Source organism: Streptococcus parasanguinis (assembly GCF_015557775.1).
Taxonomy (GTDB): Bacteria; Bacillota; Bacilli; order Lactobacillales; family Streptococcaceae; genus Streptococcus; species Streptococcus parasanguinis_AA.
In genome coordinates this window covers 13270-33513 of sequence record NZ_JADNOY010000009.1, presented here as the reverse complement: position 1 = coordinate 33513, position 20244 = coordinate 13270, and the positions used below count along the sequence as shown (strand labels likewise).

General features: G+C 44.8%; 20 protein-coding genes and 1 tRNA gene. 19 read left to right on the top strand and 2 right to left on the bottom strand.

The genetic code is table 11. From position 1 onward, the window contains the following. Positions 1-71 precede the first annotated feature (71 nt). The 3 genes from I2F76_RS10055 (at position 72) to I2F76_RS10045 (ending at position 5212) form a co-directional block, all read left to right on the top strand. Positions 72-2432, top strand: a complete 2361-nt coding sequence (locus I2F76_RS10055) for a DNA translocase FtsK (protein ID WP_195487781.1) — start codon at positions 72-74, stop codon at positions 2430-2432. Between the two features lie 66 nt (positions 2433-2498). Further along, complete coding sequence (locus I2F76_RS10050; RefSeq protein WP_195487780.1) at positions 2499-2885, top strand: VOC family protein; 387 nt, start codon at positions 2499-2501, stop codon at positions 2883-2885. 8 nt (positions 2886-2893) lie between these two features. Then, positions 2894-5212: an HAD-IC family P-type ATPase gene (locus I2F76_RS10045; protein WP_195487779.1), complete on the top strand. Its 2319-nt coding sequence runs from the start codon at positions 2894-2896 to the stop codon at positions 5210-5212. A 298-nt stretch (positions 5213-5510) separates the two neighbouring features. On the opposite strand, the gene I2F76_RS10040 is transcribed toward I2F76_RS10045, so the two are convergent. After that, positions 5511-5855: a DUF3397 family protein gene (locus I2F76_RS10040; protein ID WP_195487778.1), complete on the bottom strand. Its 345-nt coding sequence runs from the start codon at positions 5853-5855 to the stop codon at positions 5511-5513. 160 nt (positions 5856-6015) lie between these two features. Between I2F76_RS10040 and rplK the strand changes: the two genes are divergently transcribed. From rplK to I2F76_RS10005, 7 genes are all read left to right on the top strand, one after another. Then, the gene (rplK, locus tag I2F76_RS10035) at positions 6016-6441 is read left to right on the top strand and encodes a 50S ribosomal protein L11 (protein WP_003005369.1); all 426 of its coding nucleotides are present in this window, start codon (positions 6016-6018) and stop codon (positions 6439-6441) included. Between the two features lie 97 nt (positions 6442-6538). Beyond that, a complete protein-coding gene (gene rplA, locus I2F76_RS10030) occupies positions 6539-7228 on the top strand; it encodes a 50S ribosomal protein L1 (RefSeq protein WP_003005355.1) in 690 nt (229 codons plus the stop codon). A gap of 163 nt (positions 7229-7391) precedes the next feature. Continuing rightward, positions 7392-8123: a UMP kinase gene (gene pyrH, locus I2F76_RS10025; RefSeq protein ID WP_003005706.1), complete on the top strand. Its 732-nt coding sequence runs from the start codon at positions 7392-7394 to the stop codon at positions 8121-8123. A gap of 19 nt (positions 8124-8142) precedes the next feature. Then, positions 8143-8700: a ribosome recycling factor gene (frr, locus tag I2F76_RS10020; protein ID WP_003005165.1), complete on the top strand. Its 558-nt coding sequence runs from the start codon at positions 8143-8145 to the stop codon at positions 8698-8700. A gap of 99 nt (positions 8701-8799) precedes the next feature. After that, positions 8800-9654, top strand: coding sequence for an RNA-binding virulence regulatory protein CvfB (gene cvfB, locus I2F76_RS10015; RefSeq protein ID WP_014713682.1), 855 nt, complete (start codon positions 8800-8802; stop codon positions 9652-9654). 10 nt (positions 9655-9664) lie between these two features. Beyond that, on the top strand, positions 9665-9880 hold the full coding sequence (locus tag I2F76_RS10010) for a YozE family protein (RefSeq protein ID WP_003005127.1): 216 nt from the start codon (positions 9665-9667) through the stop codon (positions 9878-9880). A 79-nt stretch (positions 9881-9959) separates the two neighbouring features. Next, positions 9960-10955, top strand: a complete 996-nt coding sequence (locus I2F76_RS10005) for a PhoH family protein (RefSeq protein ID WP_070588779.1) — start codon at positions 9960-9962, stop codon at positions 10953-10955. 47 nt (positions 10956-11002) lie between these two features. Here the strand turns inward: I2F76_RS10005 and ald are convergent, their stop codons facing one another. Further along, positions 11003-12115, bottom strand: coding sequence for an alanine dehydrogenase (gene ald, locus I2F76_RS10000; RefSeq protein WP_037608011.1), 1113 nt, complete (start codon positions 12113-12115; stop codon positions 11003-11005). 200 nt (positions 12116-12315) lie between these two features. On the opposite strand from ald, the gene I2F76_RS09995 reads away from it, so the two are divergent. The 9 genes from I2F76_RS09995 (at position 12316) to coaE (ending at position 20234) form a co-directional block, all read left to right on the top strand. After that, complete coding sequence (locus I2F76_RS09995) at positions 12316-12885, top strand: GNAT family N-acetyltransferase (protein WP_195487777.1); 570 nt, start codon at positions 12316-12318, stop codon at positions 12883-12885. 50 nt (positions 12886-12935) lie between these two features. Further along, positions 12936-13008, top strand: a tRNA-Thr gene (locus tag I2F76_RS09990). 392 nt (positions 13009-13400) lie between these two features. Continuing rightward, the gene (gene tetA(46) / locus I2F76_RS09985) at positions 13401-15125 is read left to right on the top strand and encodes a tetracycline efflux ABC transporter Tet(46) subunit A (RefSeq protein ID WP_195487776.1); all 1725 of its coding nucleotides are present in this window, start codon (positions 13401-13403) and stop codon (positions 15123-15125) included. 1 nt (position 15126) lies between these two features. Continuing rightward, complete coding sequence (gene tetB(46), locus I2F76_RS09980; RefSeq protein WP_195487775.1) at positions 15127-16863, top strand: tetracycline efflux ABC transporter Tet(46) subunit B; 1737 nt, start codon at positions 15127-15129, stop codon at positions 16861-16863. 97 nt (positions 16864-16960) lie between these two features. Next, positions 16961-17458, top strand: coding sequence for an rRNA maturation RNase YbeY (gene ybeY, locus I2F76_RS09975; RefSeq protein WP_006595862.1), 498 nt, complete (start codon positions 16961-16963; stop codon positions 17456-17458). Then, the gene (locus I2F76_RS09970) at positions 17439-17837 is read left to right on the top strand and encodes a diacylglycerol kinase family protein (RefSeq protein WP_049514264.1); all 399 of its coding nucleotides are present in this window, start codon (positions 17439-17441) and stop codon (positions 17835-17837) included. The genes ybeY and I2F76_RS09970 overlap by 20 nt, the downstream gene beginning before the upstream one ends. 29 nt (positions 17838-17866) lie before the next feature. Then, the gene (gene era, locus I2F76_RS09965; protein WP_003004993.1) at positions 17867-18766 is read left to right on the top strand and encodes a GTPase Era; all 900 of its coding nucleotides are present in this window, start codon (positions 17867-17869) and stop codon (positions 18764-18766) included. 46 nt (positions 18767-18812) lie between these two features. Continuing rightward, positions 18813-19637: a DNA-formamidopyrimidine glycosylase gene (gene mutM / locus I2F76_RS09960; RefSeq protein ID WP_195487774.1), complete on the top strand. Its 825-nt coding sequence runs from the start codon at positions 18813-18815 to the stop codon at positions 19635-19637. After that, positions 19638-20234, top strand: a complete 597-nt coding sequence (gene coaE / locus I2F76_RS09955) for a dephospho-CoA kinase (RefSeq protein ID WP_195487773.1) — start codon at positions 19638-19640, stop codon at positions 20232-20234. Positions 20235-20244: the final 10 nt, after the last annotated feature.

Genomic DNA, 20244 nt, shown 5'->3' with positions numbered 1-20244 from the left:
ACTTTATACTGCAAAATTGAGGAAATGATTTTACTAGAGAACTGGCTTGGAATTGTGATATAATAAAAGTTATGGCAAACAATAATCAATCAAAAAAAACACGGTCGACGAGACGACTGTCCAAAGCAGAATTAGAAAGAAAAAAAGCAATTCATCGCATGATTGTGACCATTCTGATTAGTCTGGTTTTAGTCTTTGCGGCTTTGAAATTGGGAGCAGTAGGGGTCTTGGCCTACAACTTAATCCGACTCTTTGTTGGGAGTTTGGCTTACTTGGCTATTTTAGCGACCTTTTTCTACCTCTATGCCTTTAAATGGCTGGATAAACACGAAGGGGTGATTTCAGGATTCCTAAGCTTCTTTGCTGGGCTTCTCTTGATGTTTCAGGCCTTCTTTGTATCCTCCCTTCATTTAGACAATAATGGGATCAAGGTCACCTTTTCAAGAATCATGGCAGACTTGATTCATCTGCGAGTGGAGAGCTTTGCCGGTGGTGGTATGATCGGTGCCCTTCTTTATGCTCCGATTTCCTTCCTCTTTTCAAATATTGGCTCTTATTTTATTGGCCTTCTCTTTATTGGATTGGGGATCCTCTTGATGAGTCCTTACTCCATCTATGATTTGTTTGAAAAGGGGTCACAAGCCTTCCACGCTTCTATGGAAAAACGCAAAGAACGTCGCGAGCAGAAATTCCTTGAAAAGGAAGCGAGAGCTGCTGAGGAAGCTGCGGCAGCTGAAAGAGAGCAAGAAGAAGCAAGTGCAGTTCTTCCAACTCCCCTTTCAATGGAAGGGCATCCTGTAGACCCTGAAACGGGAGAGGTGTTAGCGGAGGAGCCGTTCACAGAGTCCTTCCCAGAAGCCGAAATTGTCGCACCAACAACACCAGAGATCTACCTGCCAGATGAAGAATGGCCTGAAGATCCTGAAGCATACGAAGAGTTTCCGGAAGCCGAAGAATTCGAGGACGATGGGGAAGAAGTTCAAGTGGATTTCACACCTAAGGAACTCCTCCAGTACAAGCTTCCAACCATTGATCTCTTCGCACCTGACAAGCCGAAAAATCAATCCAAAGAGAAAAACATCGTTCGCCAGAACATCCGCATTTTGGAAGAGACCTTTGCAAGCTTCAATATCAAGGCGACAGTGGAGCGGGCAGAGATCGGTCCTTCTGTCACCAAGTATGAAGTTAAGCCAGCTGTCGGTGTGCGGGTCAACCGCATCTCCAACCTAGCAGATGATTTGGCCTTGGCTCTAGCAGCCAAGGATGTGCGGATTGAAGCACCGATTCCAGGGAAGTCTCTGGTCGGGATTGAAGTGCCTAACTCAGAGATTGCGACCGTTTCCTTCCGTGAATTGTGGGAGCAGTCCAAAACAGATCCAGCTAAACTCCTTGAGATTCCTCTTGGGAAGGCTGTAGATGGCTCGGCACGAACCTTTGATTTGGCTCGGATGCCCCACCTCTTGGTAGCGGGTTCTACCGGATCTGGTAAGTCGGTAGCGGTCAATGGGATTATTTCGAGTATCTTGATGAAGGCCCGTCCGGACGAAGTCAAGTTTATGATGGTCGATCCAAAGATGGTGGAGCTTTCTGTCTACAATGATATTCCTCACCTCTTGATTCCAGTGGTGACCAACCCACGCAAGGCCAGTCGGGCCCTGCAGAAGGTCGTTGATGAGATGGAAAATCGCTATGAGCTCTTCTCGAAAGTGGGTGCTCGTAATATTGCTGGCTTTAATGCCAAGGTGGTGGAGTACAATGCCCAGTCTGAGATGAAGCAAGTGCCCCTTCCATTGATTGTGGTCATTGTCGATGAGTTGGCAGACTTGATGATGGTCGCAAGTAAAGAAGTGGAAGATGCCATTATCCGCCTTGGACAAAAGGCTCGTGCAGCAGGGATCCACATGATCCTTGCAACCCAACGGCCATCGGTTGACGTTATCTCAGGTTTGATCAAGGCCAATGTGCCTTCCCGTGTTGCTTTTGCGGTATCATCTGGGACCGACTCACGGACCATCTTGGATGAAAATGGAGCTGAGAAACTGCTCGGTCGTGGGGACATGCTCTTTAAACCGATCGATGAAAATCATCCAATCCGTCTACAAGGATCCTTTATCTCAGATGACGATGTCGAGCGGATTGTCAACTTTGTCAAAGAGCAGGCAGAAGCAGATTATGATGATGCCTTTGATCCAGGAGAAGTATCGGAGTCAGACTTTGATGGAGGTATGGGTGGCTCAGACGAGGGTGATCCTCTCTTTGAAGAGGCCAAAGCGCTCGTCATCGAGACCCAAAAAGCCAGTGCTTCGATGATCCAGCGTCGCTTATCGGTTGGTTTTAACCGAGCGACTCGCCTCATGGAAGAGTTGGAAGCAGCGGGTGTGATTGGACCAGCTGAAGGGACCAAGCCTCGAAAAGTATTGCAACAATCATAAGGATAGGGAAAAAGGGCATATGCCCCACTCCCTTTTCTTTTTATAGAAAATAGAAAGTAGGACCAGATGAAGTTAGACACGATTCATCATATTGCCATCATTGGACGGGATCGCGACGCTATGTTGCATTTTTATGTGGACCAGTTGGGCTTTGCGATTGTCAGTGAGTATGACCGTCCCGAACGCGGAGATATCTTGATCAATCTCCGCCAAGGGGAATTGACTTTAGAACTCTTTATCAAACCGACGGCCCCAGAACGTCCAAAGCTCCCCTTGCCCGAGCATGCGGGACTACGTCATCTGGCCTTTAAAGTGGACGATGTCGAGGCGTATCTAGCTAGATTGGATCAGCTAGGTATTGCAAATACAGGCCTTCGCTATGATGACTTTGATGGTAAGAAGATGGCATTTTTCTTCGATCCAGAAGGATTGCCCTTGGAAATACATGAGTGAGGAAAGCAATGGTTAGATTAGAAGGACTCAGTCAGGAAGAAGTAGCGAAAAAGATCCAAGAGGGCAAGCAAAATAAGGTCACGATTAAGACAGAAAAAAGTATTGGGCAGATCATTCGAGACAATGTCTTTACTTACTTTAATCTGATTTTCCTGGTCTTAGCGGTCTTGCTGGTAGCGGTGAAGTCTTGGAACAATCTCTTGTTTGTCCCGGTCGTCGTGGTCAACTCCTTGGTAGGAATTGTGCAGGAAGTCCGCTCTAGACGGATCTTGCGTCAGATGCAATTTCTGCATATGAGTGAGGCGATCGTTCTTCGAGAAGGAAAAGAAGTCGCTCTACCTATCGATCAGCTGGTGGAGGGCGATCTGGTTCGCTTTCAAGCTGGAGATCAGATCTATGCGGATGGGGTCTTGCTGGAGGGCGAGCTAAAAGTCGATGAGTCGCAATTGACAGGTGAAGCCGATGAGGTCAAAAAAGGAGCACAAGACGAACTCATGTCAGGTAGTTTTGTGATCGCTGGTCAAGGGCTGGCACGATTGGAAAAAGTTGGGAATGACTCCTACATCAACCAATTGAGCCTGGAAGCCAAGCAGGTCAAGTCTCATGAGGAGTCTGATATGGTCCATGCGGTCAACCGAATCGTGGGGATCATCGGCCTTCTCATCATTCCGCTAGGTTCGCTCCTTTTTCTTCGCAGCTATATCAGCCTAGGCGATAGTCTCAAGCTCAGTGTGACTTCAACAGTCGGGGCCTTGATCGGGATGATTCCGGAAGGCTTGTATCTCTTGATGACCTTGGCGCTGGCTCTGGGTGCTGTCAGATTAGCCAAGGAAAAGGTCCTGCTCAATAGTATGAAGGGGATTGAGACCTTATCTCGCGTGGATGTTCTTTGTGTCGATAAGACAGGGACCATTACAGAGCCGGGTATGGAAGTGACAGAGATTCGTCCAGTTAAAGACGCTCAAGACTTGGAAGCACTAGCTCAGTATGTCAAGGCTAGTATGGATCAAAACGATACCATGGATGCCATCCGAAAATTTCACAAGACTCCAGTCAGCCAGCCTTGGAAGGCTAAAGACATTCAGCCCTTTACGTCTAAGAAAAAGTATGGGGCGATTATCTTTGAATCTGGGATCTATGTATTAGGGGCACCAGAATTTGTCTTACGAGAGGGCTTCTCTGAGCTTGAACAAGAGATAGCTCCTGCTACTCAGGCAGGCAATCGGGTCTTGGCCTTTGGGAAATATAAGGGAGAACACCTGGGAGAGACTTTAGAGGCTCCTGTAGACTTGGTGGCCTGGATCATTCTCTCCAATCCTTTGAGAAAAAATGCCAAAAAAACCTTCGCCTACTTTAAACAACAAGGAGTGACCATTAAGGTCATTTCAGGGGACAACCCAGCTACGGTTTCAGCTATTGCACAAAAAGCAGGCATTGAAGGAGCAGAGAATCTAATCGATGCCAGAAGCTTACTGACGGAAGAAGACTTGCACCAGGCGGCGAGCCAATATACGGTATTTGGTCGGGTGACACCAGAGCAAAAGAAAAGCCTTGTAGAAGGCTTGCAGGCAAAGGGGCATAAGGTAGCGATGACCGGAGATGGCGTCAACGATATTCTGGCCCTCAAAACAGCGGATTGTAGTATTGCGATGGAATCTGGAAATGATGCGACCAAGAAGATGGCGCAAGTGGTCTTACTGGATTCTGACTTTGGGAAGATGCCGTCCATCGTGGCAGAAGGTCGTCGGGTGGTCAATAATATTCAACGATCAGCCAGTCTCTTTTTGATCAAGAATATCTTTTCTATTTTGTTGGCTATTTCAGTGACGCTCTTAGCCTTTACCTATCCCATCATGCCGTCGCAGATGTCTTTGATCAGTGGTTTTACGATTGGGATTCCAGGTTTCTTTCTAGCGCTTGAGCCCAATAGCGAGCGCATCAAAGGACGCTTTATCGAAACGGTCTTTAAAAATGCGCTACCTGCTGCCTTGACGGATTTTATACTGATCTTTAGTTTGGTATTGCTCTCTTCAACATTTGGCATGAGGTCGGAAGAACTCTCAAGTGCAGCCATCTGCTTGATGGCCTTCGTCGGTTTTACCATCATCTACCAAGAATCCCAGCCTCTCAATCACTACAAGAGACTGGTTCTTCTAGGAAATATCCTAGCTTTTCTGGTTTCAAGCAGTATCCTAGGGAAATTCTTTAACATGAGCCCCTTGAGGCTTCAAACGCTGGTTATCTGCGCTATCATGGCAGTTCTTGCTCTCTTCTTGATTCAAGTATTCAAGAAACTAGTGGGCTGGTTCTTTCATCGAAAGAAATAAAAAAAAGACAACTCTTAAAGATAGAGTTGTCTCAGATTGAAGAAAAAGATAATTTTGAAACTTTCCTTAGGTGAGTACGGACGTCAGCGAACTTCCACGAAGTTCCATGACTTAGTTTTGAACCTAAAGTTTCAAAACTCCCGAGTGCTAGAAACAATCGTGTTTCTAGCACTTTTCTCACGTCGAAAAGTTTCAGTAAATATTTGGAGAATTTAAAATTAAAATGACTTCAGTCTATGCAGTATCATCAGGGTTATTTATAAAAAAACAACTCCAAAGATAGAGTTGTCTTTTGGTATTAGATAAACAAACTAGCGGTTAGGATCAAATAGAGCAAGAAGGTGATCAGAAACCCAGCGCGCCAGAAGTATTTGATAAATTTAGGATAATAAAAACACTTTTTCTTTTTTAAGAAATAAATCGTTAGCCCCAAGGCCAAAAGCGAAAGGCTCAAGGCTAATAGTGGTAAGAGGCTGTGGTAAAAGGCGCTGTCTGAGATCAGGTAGTACTCCAAGGCAAATAAAGGAAAGGCAATATCGGTAGATCGCCATCCTCTTTTTTGGAGTTTAAAGAGGTGAACAATGATGCCGCTCAGAATCAGCGTTAAAAAAATAAATAATACAGAAGCAACTTTGATTAACATAGCTTCATTCTATCATAAAACGAAAAAAAAGTTTACTATATTTTAATTTTTTCTTGCAAAAAAAGAGAAATCGTGTATAATAGAAAGGTATGCACAAAGCATACTTGTGGGAGGTAAAAATCTGTAATTACCGCCAAAACCACAAAGGAGGATTTAAGAAATGGCTAAAAAAGTCGAAAAACTTGTAAAATTGCAAATCCCTGCTGGTAAAGCTACTCCAGCTCCACCGGTTGGTCCAGCGCTTGGTCAAGCAGGTATCAACATCATGGGATTCACTAAAGAGTTTAACGCTCGTACAGCTGATCAAGCTGGTATGATCATCCCAGTTGTTATCACTGTTTATGAAGACAAATCATTCGATTTCGTTACAAAAACACCACCAGCTGCTGTTCTTTTGAAAAAAGCTGCAGGTGTTGAAAAAGGTTCAGGTACACCGAACAAAACGAAAGTTGCAACTGTAACTCGTGCACAAGTACAACAAATCGCTGAAACTAAGATGCCAGATTTGAACGCTGCAAACATTGAGTCTGCAATGCGTATGATCGAAGGTACTGCTCGTTCTATGGGATTCACTGTTACTGACTAATTGTAACAATCCTATTTGCCCGCAATACACTTGATCAAATGACGAGTGACGTGGGAGATGAAAATCGATATGACCACATTACAAGGAGAAAGATAAAATGGCTAAAAAAAGCAAACAACTTCGTGCTGCTCTTGAAAAAATCGACAGCACAAAAGTCTACAGCGTAGAAGAAGCTGTAGCTCTTGCAAAAGAAACTAACTTTGCAAAATTTGACGCAACTGTAGAAGTTGCTTACAACTTGAACATCGACGTGAAAAAAGCTGACCAACAAATCCGTGGTGCAATGGTATTGCCAAACGGAACTGGTAAAACAGCTCGCGTACTTGTATTTGCACGTGGTGCAAAAGCTGAAGAAGCAAAAGCTGCTGGTGCAGACTTCGTAGGTGAAGATGACCTTGTTGCGAAAATCAACGATGGTTGGTTGGACTTCGATGTAGTTATCGCTACACCTGACATGATGGCTCTTGTTGGACGTCTTGGACGTGTCCTTGGGCCACGTAACTTGATGCCAAACCCTAAAACTGGTACAGTAACAATGGATGTTGCGAAAGCAGTTGAAGAGTCTAAAGGTGGTAAAATCACTTACCGTGCTGATAAAGCAGGTATCGTTCAAGCGATCATCGGTAAAGTTTCATTCGATGATACTAAATTGGTTGAAAACTTTAAAGCTTTCAACGACACAATCCAAAAAGCAAAACCAGCTACAGCTAAAGGTACTTACGTAACTAGCTTGACTTTGACTACAACTCAAGGTCCTGGTATCAAAGTGGACGTTAACTCACTTTAATTGAAATGAAAAGCTGCCTTCGGGTAGCTTTTTTTGTACGCCATTTTTATTTGCTACAGTTGGTAAAACTAATCGGATGGAAAAAAGAAAATTTTAATGGATATGACTATATAAAAAACGTAATTTATGGTAAAATAATACAGATCAAAAAAGGAGAGAGAAAATGGTAGAACCTAAGTATAAACGTATCTTAATCAAGCTATCTGGTGAAGCCCTTGCTGGCGAACGTGGTGTCGGAATCGATATCAAAACTGTCCAAAATATGGCTCAAGAAATCAAGGAAGTTCACGAACTTGGAATTGAAATTGCCTTGGTGATTGGAGGGGGAAACCTTTGGCGTGGAGAACCTGCTGCAGAAGCAGGGATGGATCGTGTCCAAGCAGACTACACAGGGATGCTTGGGACTGTCATGAACGCCCTTGTGATGGCTGATTCGCTTCAACAAGTTGGCGTGGATACCCGTGTTCAAACTGCGATTGCTATGCAACAAGTTGCAGAACCATATATCCGTGGTCGTGCCCTTCGTCACCTTGAAAAAGATCGGATCGTGATCTTTGGTGCAGGGATCGGTTCTCCTTACTTCTCAACAGATACGACCGCAGCCCTTCGTGCAGCTGAGATTGAAGCAGATGCCATTCTCATGGCTAAAAATGGGGTCGATGGTGTTTACAATGCCGATCCGAAAAAAGATGCTTCAGCTGTGAAATTTGAGGAATTGACTCACCGCGATGTGATCAATAAAGGTCTTCGCATCATGGACTCAACAGCCTCTACTCTCTCCATGGACAACGACATTGATTTGGTTGTCTTTAATATGAATGAACCAGGCAATATCAAACGCGTTGTCTTTGGTGAAAATATCGGTACAACCGTATCAAATAACGTAGAAAAATAATAGAAAATAGAGGAAGATTATGGCAAACCCAATCGTAGAAAAAGCAAAAGAAAGAATGACTCAGTCTCACCAAAGTTTGGGACGTGAATTTGGTAGCATCCGCGCTGGACGTGCAAATGCAAGTCTTTTGGATCGTATTTTTGTAGAATACTACGGAGTAGAAACACCATTGAACCAATTGGCATCTATCACAATTCCAGAAGCGCGTGTCTTGTTGATCACACCATTTGATAAATCATCTTTGAAAGACATCGAGCACAGCATCAATGCTTCTGACCTTGGAATCACTCCAGCCAACGATGGATCTGTTATCCGCTTGGTCATCCCAGCTTTGACAGAAGAAACTCGTCGTGACTTAGCAAAAGAAGTGAAAAAAGTTGGTGAAAATGCTAAAGTAGCGATCCGTAACATCCGTCGTGATGCTATGGATGAAGCGAAGAAACAAGAAAAAGCAAAAGAAATCACAGAAGATGAATTGAAAGGTCTTGAAAAAGAGATCCAAAAAGTTACGGATGATGCTGTTAAGCATGTAGATGAAATGACAGCTCACAAAGAAAAAGAATTGATGGAAGTTTAATCCATCCCAACCATTACAGGAAAGAAAGACTCAGTTGGCACTGCTGGCTGGGTTTTATTTCCATTATTCTTGTGAAGAGGCAAGAGGAAAGAAGGAAACATGAATACGAATCTAGCAAGTTACATCATGGGAATGGTCATTGATGAAAATGATCACTTCTATTTTGTTCAAAAAGATGGCCAGACCTACGCGCTTGATAAAGCAGAAGGCCCACACCAAGTCGGAGAAAGTGTCAAGGGCTTTGCCTATACAGATATGAAGCAAAAACTACGACTCACGACACTTGAAGTCACTGCAACTCAAGAAAGCTTTGGCTGGGGAACGGTCACGGAAGTGCGCAAGGATTTGGGAGTCTTCGTGGATACAGGGCTTCCAGATAAGCAGATTGTTGTCTCACTAGATATCCTACCGGAGATCAAAGATCTATGGCCTAAAAAGGGCGATCGTCTCTATATTCGTTTAGAAGTCGATAAGAAAGATCGGATTTGGGGGATCTTAGCCTACCAGGAAGATTTCCAGCGTTTGGCTCGTCCTGCTTACAACAATATGCAAAACCAAAACTGGCCAGCCATTGTCTACCGCTTGAAATTGTCTGGAACCTTTGTTTACCTTCCAGAGAACAATATGCTGGGCTTTATCCACCCAAGTGAGCGCTATGCAGAACCTCGTTTGGGAGAGGTCGTAAATGCTCGCGTCATCGGTTTTCGTGAGGTGGACCGGACCTTGAACCTATCTTTGAAGCCACGCTCCTTTGAGATGTTGGAAAACGATGCCCAAATGATTTTGACCTATTTGGAAACCAATGGTGGCTTTATGACCTTGAATGATAAGTCCTCTCCAGAAGAAATCAAAGCAACTTTTGGGATTTCAAAAGGCCAGTTCAAAAAGGCTTTGGGTGGTTTGATGAAGGCCAAAAAAATCAAGCAAGACCAGTTTGGAACAGAGTTGATTTAAGAGGAGGCTTATGCGAAAATCGTTTTATACTTGGCTGATGACGGAGCGCAATCCTAAAAGCAATGCTCCTAAGGCCATTTTGGCGGATCTTGCATTTCATGAGTCCGCTTTTCCCAAGCATACAGATGACTTCGACGAGGTCAGTCGCTATCTAGAAGAGCATGCGAGCTTTTCCTTTAATCTTGGCGATTTTGATGCGATTTGGGAAGAATACCAAGCCCACTAGAAAAGGACAGGTCGAGGATGGTTTTTTCTCGGCCTCTTTGTTATAATAATAGAAAAACACAGGTAGAGAGGTTCTTTATTTGCAAGAACATTCAGTTGAAATTACATTAACGCATCCAGACGATCTCTTTCATTTGTTTGGATCTAACGAACGCCATCTTCGTTTGATGGAGCAAGAATTTGGGGTGACTATTCATGCCCGGACAGAAATAGTCCAAATCATTGGGGAAGAAGAAACCTGCGAGCGAGTTCGTCAAGTCATCCAGGCCCTTTTGGTCCTCGTCAACCGTGGCATGACCATTGGAACGCCGGATGTGGTGACCGCCATTACCATGGTGAGAAATGGGGAATTGGATAAGTTCATCGCTCTCTATGAAGAAGAGATTATCAAGGATAGTTACGGCAAGCCCATTCGGGTTAAAACGCTTGGTCAAAAGATCTATGTCGATAGTGTCAAGAACCATGATGTTACTTTTGGGATTGGACCAGCGGGGACTGGGAAAACCTTCCTAGCAGTGACTTTGGCTGTGACTGCCCTCAAGCGTGGTCAAGTCAAGCGGATCATTTTGACTCGTCCTGCTGTTGAAGCTGGAGAGAGCCTTGGTTTCCTACCAGGGGATCTCAAAGAAAAAGTGGACCCTTATCTACGACCGGTCTATGATGCTCTATACCAGATTTTAGGGAAAGACCAAACAATTCGGATGATGGAGCGGGAGATTATCGAGATTGCGCCTTTGGCTTATATGCGGGGGCGGACCTTGGACGATGCCTTTGTCATCCTCGATGAAGCGCAAAATACCACCATCATGCAGATGAAGATGTTTTTGACCCGTCTTGGTTTTAACTCTAAGATGATTGTCAATGGAGATACTAGCCAGATTGACCTTCCTCGAAATGTCAAATCCGGCTTGATTGATGCCCAGGAGAAATTGAAAAATATTTCTCAGATCGACTTTGTGCATTTCTCTGCCAAGGATGTTGTTCGCCATCCTGTAGTAGCAGAAATTATCCGGGCCTACGAGCCCATCCCAAATTCAGTGCTCAAAGAAGAATCGGATGTGGAAGAAGAAGAATAAAAGAAAAGGCAAAGATCATCAGATCTTTGCCTTTTTTATGTTAGAAATTAAACCAATTCATCGATTGGTGTGAAGTCGCGCTCTAAACCAGTAGCAACAGGTTGGCTTGTGATATGGCCTTGGTAAGTAGTGACACCTTGGCGCAAGCCTTCATCGAGGGCAATTGCCTTGTGGAAGCCATTGTCAGCCAGGGATTCAACATAAGGAAGGGTCACATTGGTAAGGGCGATAGTAGAGGTACGTGCGACAGCCCCTGGGATATTGGCAACGGCATAGTGGAGCACGCCATGTTTTTCGTAAACTGGTTCCGTATGCGTTGTGACACGGTCTGCTGTTTCGATAACACCACCTTGGTCAACGGCCACATCGACGATGACTGAACCGGGACGCATTTGTTTGACCATATCGTCTGTCACTAATTTAGGAGCTTTAGCCCCAGGAATCAAGACAGCTCCGATGACAACATCGGCATCACGGACGCTGGCTTCAATGTTAAATGGATTGGACATAAGGGTTTGGATTTGGTGACCAAAGACATCTTCCAGAACAGCCAAACGTTTAGCACTGATATCTAAGATGGTCACTTGGGCACCGAGTCCAAGGGCGATACGAGCTGCGTGGGTTCCAACGACCCCGCCTCCGATGATGGTAACTTTTCCTTTGGGAACACCTGGCACCCCACCTAGGAGGACTCCTGATCCACCTTCTTGTTTGGTCAGGAAGTGAGCACCGATTTGCACGGCCATCCGTCCAGCCACCTCACTCATTGGCACCAAGAGTGGCAATTGTCCATCTAAGTCTCGAACGGTTTCGTAGGCTACACCAGTTGTCTTGGCTGCAACCATGGCATCTGCTAATTCAGGAGCAGCAGCCATGTGCAAGTATGTGAAGAGCAAGAGGTCTTCGCGAAGGAAGCCATATTCTTCAGCGAGGGGTTCTTTGACTTTGACCACCATCTCAGCGGCCCAAGCTTCTGCAGCAGTCGCAACGATGGTTGCCCCTTGCTTCGTGTAATCTTCATCCGCAAAGCCAGAACCAAGTCCGGCATTTGTTTCCACCAAAACGTGATGACCTTTCTTCACCAAGCTTTGTACGCCTGCAGGTGTCAAACCGACCCGATTTTCGTTGTTTTTAATTTCTTTAGGAATTCCAATGAGCATTCTTGCCTCCTTGCTCAGATTTAGGTGTAAAAAGGCCATTGGTGTGAGATGGCTCTCTTGACTCAATGACCTTTTCACTCCTTATCTGATTGTTTTGATTGATTTAATTGTATAGAAAAGTGGGTTAAAAAGCAAGAAAAATTTGAGCTTGCCTTCCTTTATGTTATTTGCTAAACTAATCCCTAAAGAAGGAGAGTCAAATGGAAAATTTATATGTGAAGTTAGCGGCTTATCGAGAAATAGAGACTGAGCGCTTGCACTTGCGTCCGGTCACTCTTGAAGACGCACCGGCTATGTTTGAGTATGCTTCTGATGAGACAGTTACGCGCTATACCTTTGCAACCAATCAAAGTCTAGAAGAGACGCGTAATAATATTGCCCTCTTATACCTAGCGAGCCCACTTGGAAGATGGGGGATCGAGCTCAAAGAGAATGGAAAATTTATCGGGACGATTGATTTACTGGATTTGGATCTTTGTCTGAAGAAGGGGAGTATCGGCTATGTTCTGAATAAAGACTATTGGAACCAAGGTCTTGCGACAGAGGCTACCAAGGCAGTCATTGCCTTGGCTTTTGAACAGTTAGGGATGAACAAGCTCATTGCCGTTCATGATAAGGACAACCCAGCTTCTGGACGGGTGATGGCAAAATCAGGAATGAAATATTCTCACGAGGAGCCCTACGCGATGCTAGACTTGCATGAAAAAGGGAGAATGGTGACGAGAGTTCATTATATCCTCACTAAGGAAGAATATTTGGCAGAAAAATGAGTCAGGATATTGACAAAAGACCTATCTCCATGATATAGTAGATAGGTACTGCTGGTTTAGCTCAGTCGGTAGAGCGCATCCATGGTAAGGATGAGGTCGCCGGTTCAATCCCGGCAACTAGCATAGCAGAAGAGAGAAGCTTAGAGAAGATCTAGGCTTCTTTTTTTGCGACTCCATCTTAAAAATTTTGCTTTTTTCAACAATTTTCAAAAAAACGTTGACAAGCAAGGAAATACGTGGTAAAGTTAGAACAACAAAGAGAAAGGAGAAAACCATCATGAACAAAGTAGATGTTTTGATGACACAATTGAATACACAGCTTCTCCAATCTCAGTTGAGTTCGATGTAAACTATAAATGGAACCCAAGATGGAGGAGTCTGTCTTGGGTTTTTTGTATGCATTTTTACCTGCCTTAACTGAATTGGTGATAGGTATCAGAAGGCCCAAGTGTGGACTGAGACTGCTCTCAGCTCCTTGCTTGGGTTTTTCTGTGCCATTTTGAAAAGGAGAATATATGATCAGAGCTATTTGGGAGTATATCAGGGAGCGCAAGTGGCGATATGTGAAGATCGCTATGGTCCTGATTCTTTATGATTACACCTTATTGATCCCGACGCAAGTCATCCAGCGCTTAGTGGATCATTTGAGTCAGCGGACGCTGACGCAATCGAACTTTGTATGGGATATGGTCCTCTTGGTAGGATCAGCCATCCTCAATTATCTAACGGCTTTTTATTGGCAGTTGCGACTCTTTCAGTCGTCAGTCCATTTCAAGGCAACCCTTCAGGGACAAGCGTTTCGTAAGCTAGTAGCCATGCGGCGTCCCTTTTTTGAGAAATTCCGTTCAGGGGACCTCTTGACGCGCTTCACGACAGATGTGGATGGGATGGCCGATATGGCTGGTTACGGGATGATGGTGCTCCTGTTTGGCGGTGGCTTGTTTGCCTTTATTATTCCGACCATGTTTTTCATTTCTTGGCAATTAACCTTGATTTCCTTTATTCCTATGATCTTCCTCGTCGTCTCTACCTATTTTTTAAGTAAAAAGCAGGAGGAGTATGTTGAGCAAAACCGGGAAGCAGTCGCTCAGTTGAATGATGAAGTCTTGGAGTCCATCGAAGGAATCCGGGTCATGCGGGCCTATAGTAGACGGGACCAGCAAGTCAAACAGTTTCAGAAGAAAACAGCCAGTCTATCCAAAACAGGGGACAAAATTGCCTCTATCCAGTATTCTTTTGGACCTTTAGCCCTGTTGTTTATTGGATTCTCGACAGTCTTGCTCCTGCTATTTGGAGGCCAGTCCCTGGCAAGCGGGCAGTTGAGCCTTGGTAAGTTATTGGCTTTACAGCTGTATTTGGTCTTTTTAATTGAGCCTATGTGGATGATGGCGGACCTGATCTTGGTCTACCAGACAGGGCAAATGTCCTATAAAAAATTAAAAGAAGTGATTGATGAAACGGATGATCTGGAGCCAGATGGTTCTCACTACTTAGAGCAGATTGATTTGGTGCAGTTTAAGGACTATTCTTTCAGCTATCCTGGTGCTGAGCGAAAGAGCCTATCAGGCATTGATTGGACTATCCAGCGAGGACAGACGGTTGGAATTGTTGGTCGTACCGGAGCAGGAAAGACAAGCTTGGTTCGACAATTCTTGCGGCAGTACCCAGTTGGTGAGGGAGAGTTTTTGATCAACCAGCAACCGATCGTGGACTATCAGCGACACTCCATCGAAGAAAAAATTGGCTATGTTTCCCAAGAACATATTTTATTTTCCAAGTCTATCCGTGAGAATATAGCGCTTGGTAAAAAAGGAGCCAGCCAAGAAGACTTGGTGGAAGCAGTAGCCCAAGCTGCATTTGCGGATGATCTCGAGCGGATGTCTCATGGAATGGATACCCTGATCGGTGAGAAAGGGGTCTCTGTATCAGGAGGTCAAAAACAACGGATCTCCCTGGCGCGTGCCTTCTTAAGAGATGCTGAGCTCTTGCTGTTAGATGATTCCCTTTCGGCAGTAGATGCGAAGACCGAACAGGCCATTATTGACACCATTCAAACAGAGCGAAAAGGCAAGACGACCCTCATTGTTTCCCATCGCTTGTCTGCTGTCCATCAGGCGGATTGGATCATCGTCTTGGATCAAGGACAGATTGTAGAAGAAGGTAGAGCTAGTGATTTACTGGCTCAAGAGGGTTGGTACTACGAACAATATCAACGGCAACAAAAACAGGAAGGAGAATAAGATGAAAGTATTGAAACGATTATTATCTCGGATCACACTTTATCCGACGGTTTTTCTTTCCGGCTTTATTTGCCTCTTACTAGCCACCATTTTTTCTGAATTGTCTCCTTTTCTTCTCCAAAAGATGATCGATGGGCCTTTGACTGCACTGACCCACGGTGGAGGACAAGGGGACTTGCTTCAGATGGGAGGATTCTATCTCTTAGTCTTAAGCCTAGGACAGCTGATTAGCTACCTAGGAAATCGGATCTTATTGCATGGAAGTAATCAAGTAACCGCTAGTCTGAGAGACCAAGCCTTTCAAGTCATGCAAGGTCTGCCTATTTCTTATTTTGATGACAAGCCGGCTGGAAAGATCGCAACAAGAATTGTCAATGATACGGAGACCTTGCGGACCCAGTTTTATAACTCTTGTATGATACTAGTCATCTATTTGGTGCGATTTCTCTTTATCCTAGGGATTCTCTTTTACCTGAGTCCTATGATGGGGCTACTCTTGTGTCTGGTTTTTCCAATTTTCTATGGAATCCAGTATCTCTACAAGGTCATGACGGACCAGCCTATGAAGGATTTCTTTGATGCGAGAAGCGAGGTCAATACCCAAGTCAATGAACTCTTGCATGGTGCCAGTATGATTCAGCTCTATCATCAAGAGCCTGGTGTGGTAGAGGAGTTTGAAGCCACTACCCAGAAGATGCTAGGAGCCAATGATCGGATCCTCTTAGCTGATTCCATCGCTTCTTGGACCTTGACAGAATTGCTCAAGTTTTTAGTGATTGCAGGTATATTGACCATCGCTGGAATTTCTTTCCTACAGGGCAATATCGGTGTGACAGCTGGTTTCTTATTTATCAATATCAACTATGTCATCAATCTGTTTGATCTCATGGCCAATCTCAGTCGTCAATTTCCGAATATTCGGCGATCACTAGAGACGGGGAGTCGCGTCCTTGCCTTCTTGGATCAACCCTTAGAGGCCGATGGTGTATCGGAACTGAAGATAGAAAAGGCTCAAGTCGTGTTTGATGATGTTCAATTTGCTTATGAAGAAGGCAAGCCAGTTTTACAGGATATTGCCTTTCAGGCGAGTCCCGGGGAAACCATCGCTCTTGTGGGCCACACTGGATCGGGTAAGTCTTCTATTATGAATCTGCTCTATCGTTTCTATGATCCTCAAGAAGGAGCGATTTTGATCGATGGTCAAGATATTCGCCAAGTCTCTCGTGAGAGCCTGCGAAGCCACATGGGCATTGTTCTGCAAGATCCTTATCTATTTACAGGAACCATTGCCAGTAATGTGGCCATGAGTCAGGATCATATTGACCGGGATGCGGTCAAAGATGCGCTGAAAAAAGTCGGGGCTTGGCCCTTTGTAGAGCGCCTTGAAAAGGGAATCGACCATCCAGTCGTAGAAAAAGGATCTGCCTTTTCAAGTGGCGAGCGCCAGTTGATTTCCTTTGCGCGGACGCTCTATATGAATCCGAAAATTCTGATTTTGGATGAGGCAACCTCTCACATCGATACGGAAACAGAAGAAATCATCCAACAAGCTATGGCGGTCCTGCAAAAGGGCCGGACCACCTTTATCATTGCCCATCGCTTGTCCACTATCCAAGATGCGGATCAGATCTTAGTCTTATCTGAAGGACGTATTGTAGAGCGTGGTAGACACGAGGAACTGGTTGCACAAGGCGGGATCTATGCCCAGATGAATGCCATCCAGCAAACAGTAGTGTAAGATGATCATGCAAAGAAAAAGTTTGAAAACCAGCCTGTATCTAGTATATAGGCTGGTTTTTGTGATATAATAAAGTGATAATAGTGAGGTGATCCAGATGTATATTGAAATGGTAGATGAGACGGGCCAAGTCTCTGACGAAATCTTAAAACAAACGCAAGAAATTTTAGAATTTGCTGCTCAAAAAATTGGGAAAGAAGACAAGGAAATGGCTGTGACTTTTGTGACCAATGAACGCAGTCATGAACTAAATCTTGAATACCGTGATACGGATCGTCCGACAGATGTCATCAGTTTAGAATACAAGCCAGAGATGGAGATTTCTTTTGACGAGGAAGACCTTGAAGAAAATCCAGAATTGGCAGAGATGATGGCGGAATTCGATACCTATATTGGTGAGCTCTTTATTTCAATTGACAAGGCGCGGGAGCAAGCGGAAGAATATGGCCATAGCTTTGAGCGCGAAATGGGATTTTTGGCAGTACATGGTTTTCTTCACATCAATGGCTATGATCACTATACGCCAGAAGAAGAAAAGGAAATGTTTGGCTTACAGGAAGAGATTTTGACAGCCTATGGACTCACAAGACAATAAGCGAAAATGGAAAAATCGAGACTTCACTTCAAGCCTGGAGTTTGCGATAACAGGAATTTTCACATCGATCAAAGAAGAGCGCAATATGCGCAAGCACGCCTTATCAGCCCTTGTAGCAATGCTTGCTGGTTTGGTGTTTAGGATTTCTGCGACGGAATGGCTCTTTTTATTGCTCAGCATCACTTTGGTGATTGCTTTTGAAATTATGAATTCAGCCATTGAAAATGTGGTGGATCTAGCTAGTAACTACCATTTCTCTATGTTGGCAAAGAATGCCAAAGACATGGCGGCTGGAGCGGTCCTCGTTGTATCGGGTTTTGCCTTAGTGACAGGATTGATTATTTTTGTGCCCAAATTCTGGGCCTTGGTATTTGGATAAGAGGGAGCATGCCCTCGTGAAAGGATAATATGACATTTAAATCAGGCTTTGTAGCCATTTTAGGACGTCCCAATGTCGGGAAGTCAACATTTTTGAACCACGTCATGGGGCAAAAGATTGCTATCATGAGTGACAAGGCGCAGACAACGCGCAATAAGATTATGGGGATTTATACGACCGATAAGGAACAGATCGTCTTTATCGATACCCCAGGGATTCACAAACCCAAGACAGCGCTTGGAGACTTCATGGTGGAGTCGGCCTATAGCACCCTTCGAGAAGTGGATACCGTTCTCTTTATGGTGCCAGCAGATGAGCCACGTGGGAAGGGCGATGACATGATCATCGAGCGCCTCAAGGCTGCTAAGGTGCCGGTTATTCTGGTGGTCAACAAGATCGACAAGGTGCACCCTGACCAACTCTTGGCGCAAATCGATGACTTCCGTAGTCAGATGGATTTCAAGGAAATCGTGCCGATTTCAGCCCTTCAAGGAAACAATGTTTCGCGTTTGATTGATATTTTAAGTGAAAACTTAGAAGAAGGTTTCCAATATTTCCCTGCCGATCAAATCACTGACCACCCAGAGCGTTTCTTGGTCTCTGAAATGATCCGTGAAAAGGTCTTGCATTTGACGCGGGAAGAAATTCCCCATTCTGTTGCCGTAGTGGTGGATTCTATGAAGCGGGATGAAGAAACCGATAAGGTTCATATCCGTGCAACCATCATGGTCGAGCGTGATAGCCAAAAAGGCATTGTCATCGGAAAAGGCGGGGCCATGCTTAAGAAGATTGGAACCCTTGCGCGTAAGGATATCGAGCTCATGCTAGGGGACAAGGTCTTCTTAGAAACATGGGTTAAGGTCAAGAAAAATTGGCGGGATAAGAAATTGGATCTTGCCGATTTCGGATACAACGAAAAAGAATATTAAGAAGAGGTGGGCAGAAGGCCTGCTTCTTGTTTTTGAAAGGAGTTCTATGCCTGAATTACCAGAAGTAGAGACGGTTCGACGCGGTCTTGAGAAATTAATTCTTGGAAAAACCATTCAGTCAGTGGAAGTAAAGTATCCTAAGATGATTCAGACGGATCTAGATGCTTTTTGTCAAGATCTTCCAGGTCAAGAAATTCGGGCCATGGGGCGCCGTGGGAAATACCTTTTATTTTATCTGACGGATCTGGTCCTCATCTCGCATTTGCGGATGGAAGGCAAGTATTTCTTTTATCCAGACGAGGTTCCTCTTCGCAAGCACGCCCATGTCTTCTTTCATTTTACAGATGGCAGCACCCTGGTTTATGAAGATGTCCGTAAGTTTGGGACCATGGAAGTCCTCATACCTGAGCTTGTCGACAGCTATTTTTTGGCGAAAAAAATTGGTCCAGAGCCGACAGAAGCGGATTTTAAAGCACCAGCCTTCCAAGCAGCTCTTAAAAAATCAAAGAAACCCATTAAATCAGCTCTTTTAGACCAAAAATTAGTGGCTGGTCTGGGCAATATCTATGTGGATGAGGTTCTTTATCGAGCCAAGGTTCATCCAGCCCGTTTGGGTCAAAACTTGACTGCTAGAGAAGCCAAAGCAATCCGCAAAGAAACGATTGCCGTGCTTGCTCAGGCTGTTGAAAAGGGTGGTTCCACCATTCGCTCCTACAGCAATGCTTTTGGGGAAGATGGCACCATGCAGGAAGAACACCAGGTCTATGGGAAAACAGGCCAGCCGTGTTTGCGTTGCGGGACACCGATTGAGAAAATCCAGCTGGGGGGACGCGGAACCCATTTTTGCCCCCACTGTCAAAAGGAGAACTAGATGGCAAGAATCATCGGATTAACAGGAGGGATTGCTTCAGGAAAGTCCACTGTCACCTCCTATTTGAAAGAAAAAGGGTATTCTGTCATTGATGCTGATCAAGTGGTTCATGGTTTGCAGGCACCAGGAGGAGCCCTCTACCGTGTCTTAGTGGATCATTTTGGGAGAGAGATCCTTACCAAAGAAGGAGAGCTGGATCGCGTCGCTTTGGGTCAGCGGATCTTTTCAGACCCTAGTGAAAGAGACTGGTCCAATCGCGTCCAAGGCAGGCTTATTCGTGAGGCTCTAGCAGAGGTAAGAGATAGACAAGCTGCACAATCCGATCTCTTTTTTATGGATATTCCACTCTTAATTGAACAAGGCTATGAAGGGTGGTTTGAATCTGTCTGGTTGGTAGCTGTATCAAAAGAAACCCAGCTCAAACGCCTGATGGAACGCAACCACTTATCAGAACTGCAGGCCCAAGAACGCATCGCGTCTCAAATGCCGCTAGATGAAAAAAGAGCCCATGCAGATCTGGTCTTAGACAATAATGGCGATCTAACGGCCCTCTATGCCCAATTAGATGCAGCCCTACAACAATTAGAAAGAAGATGATTTTATCACA

Excerpts from the sequence above, each read along its gene's own strand:
- I2F76_RS10055 (WP_195487781.1), top strand. The coding sequence starts at position 72 with ATGGCAAACAATAATCAATCAAAAAAAACACGGTCGACGAGACGACTG.
- I2F76_RS10050 (WP_195487780.1), top strand. The coding sequence starts at position 2,499 with ATGAAGTTAGACACGATTCATCATATTGCCATCATTGGACGGGATCGC.
- I2F76_RS10045 (WP_195487779.1), top strand. The coding sequence starts at position 2,894 with ATGGTTAGATTAGAAGGACTCAGTCAGGAAGAAGTAGCGAAAAAGATC.
- I2F76_RS10040 (WP_195487778.1), bottom strand. The coding sequence starts at position 5,855 with ATGTTAATCAAAGTTGCTTCTGTATTATTTATTTTTTTAACGCTGATT.
- rplK (WP_003005369.1), top strand. The coding sequence starts at position 6,016 with ATGGCTAAAAAAGTCGAAAAACTTGTAAAATTGCAAATCCCTGCTGGT.
- rplA (WP_003005355.1), top strand. The coding sequence starts at position 6,539 with ATGGCTAAAAAAAGCAAACAACTTCGTGCTGCTCTTGAAAAAATCGAC.
- pyrH (WP_003005706.1), top strand. The coding sequence starts at position 7,392 with ATGGTAGAACCTAAGTATAAACGTATCTTAATCAAGCTATCTGGTGAA.
- frr (WP_003005165.1), top strand. The coding sequence starts at position 8,143 with ATGGCAAACCCAATCGTAGAAAAAGCAAAAGAAAGAATGACTCAGTCT.
- cvfB (WP_014713682.1), top strand. The coding sequence starts at position 8,800 with ATGAATACGAATCTAGCAAGTTACATCATGGGAATGGTCATTGATGAA.
- I2F76_RS10010 (WP_003005127.1), top strand. The coding sequence starts at position 9,665 with ATGCGAAAATCGTTTTATACTTGGCTGATGACGGAGCGCAATCCTAAA.
- ald (WP_037608011.1), bottom strand. The coding sequence starts at position 12,115 with ATGCTCATTGGAATTCCTAAAGAAATTAAAAACAACGAAAATCGGGTC.
- I2F76_RS09995 (WP_195487777.1), top strand. The coding sequence starts at position 12,316 with ATGGAAAATTTATATGTGAAGTTAGCGGCTTATCGAGAAATAGAGACT.
- ybeY (WP_006595862.1), top strand. The coding sequence starts at position 16,961 with ATGTATATTGAAATGGTAGATGAGACGGGCCAAGTCTCTGACGAAATC.
- I2F76_RS09970 (WP_049514264.1), top strand. The coding sequence starts at position 17,439 with ATGGACTCACAAGACAATAAGCGAAAATGGAAAAATCGAGACTTCACT.
- era (WP_003004993.1), top strand. The coding sequence starts at position 17,867 with ATGACATTTAAATCAGGCTTTGTAGCCATTTTAGGACGTCCCAATGTC.
- mutM (WP_195487774.1), top strand. The coding sequence starts at position 18,813 with ATGCCTGAATTACCAGAAGTAGAGACGGTTCGACGCGGTCTTGAGAAA.
- coaE (WP_195487773.1), top strand. The coding sequence starts at position 19,638 with ATGGCAAGAATCATCGGATTAACAGGAGGGATTGCTTCAGGAAAGTCC.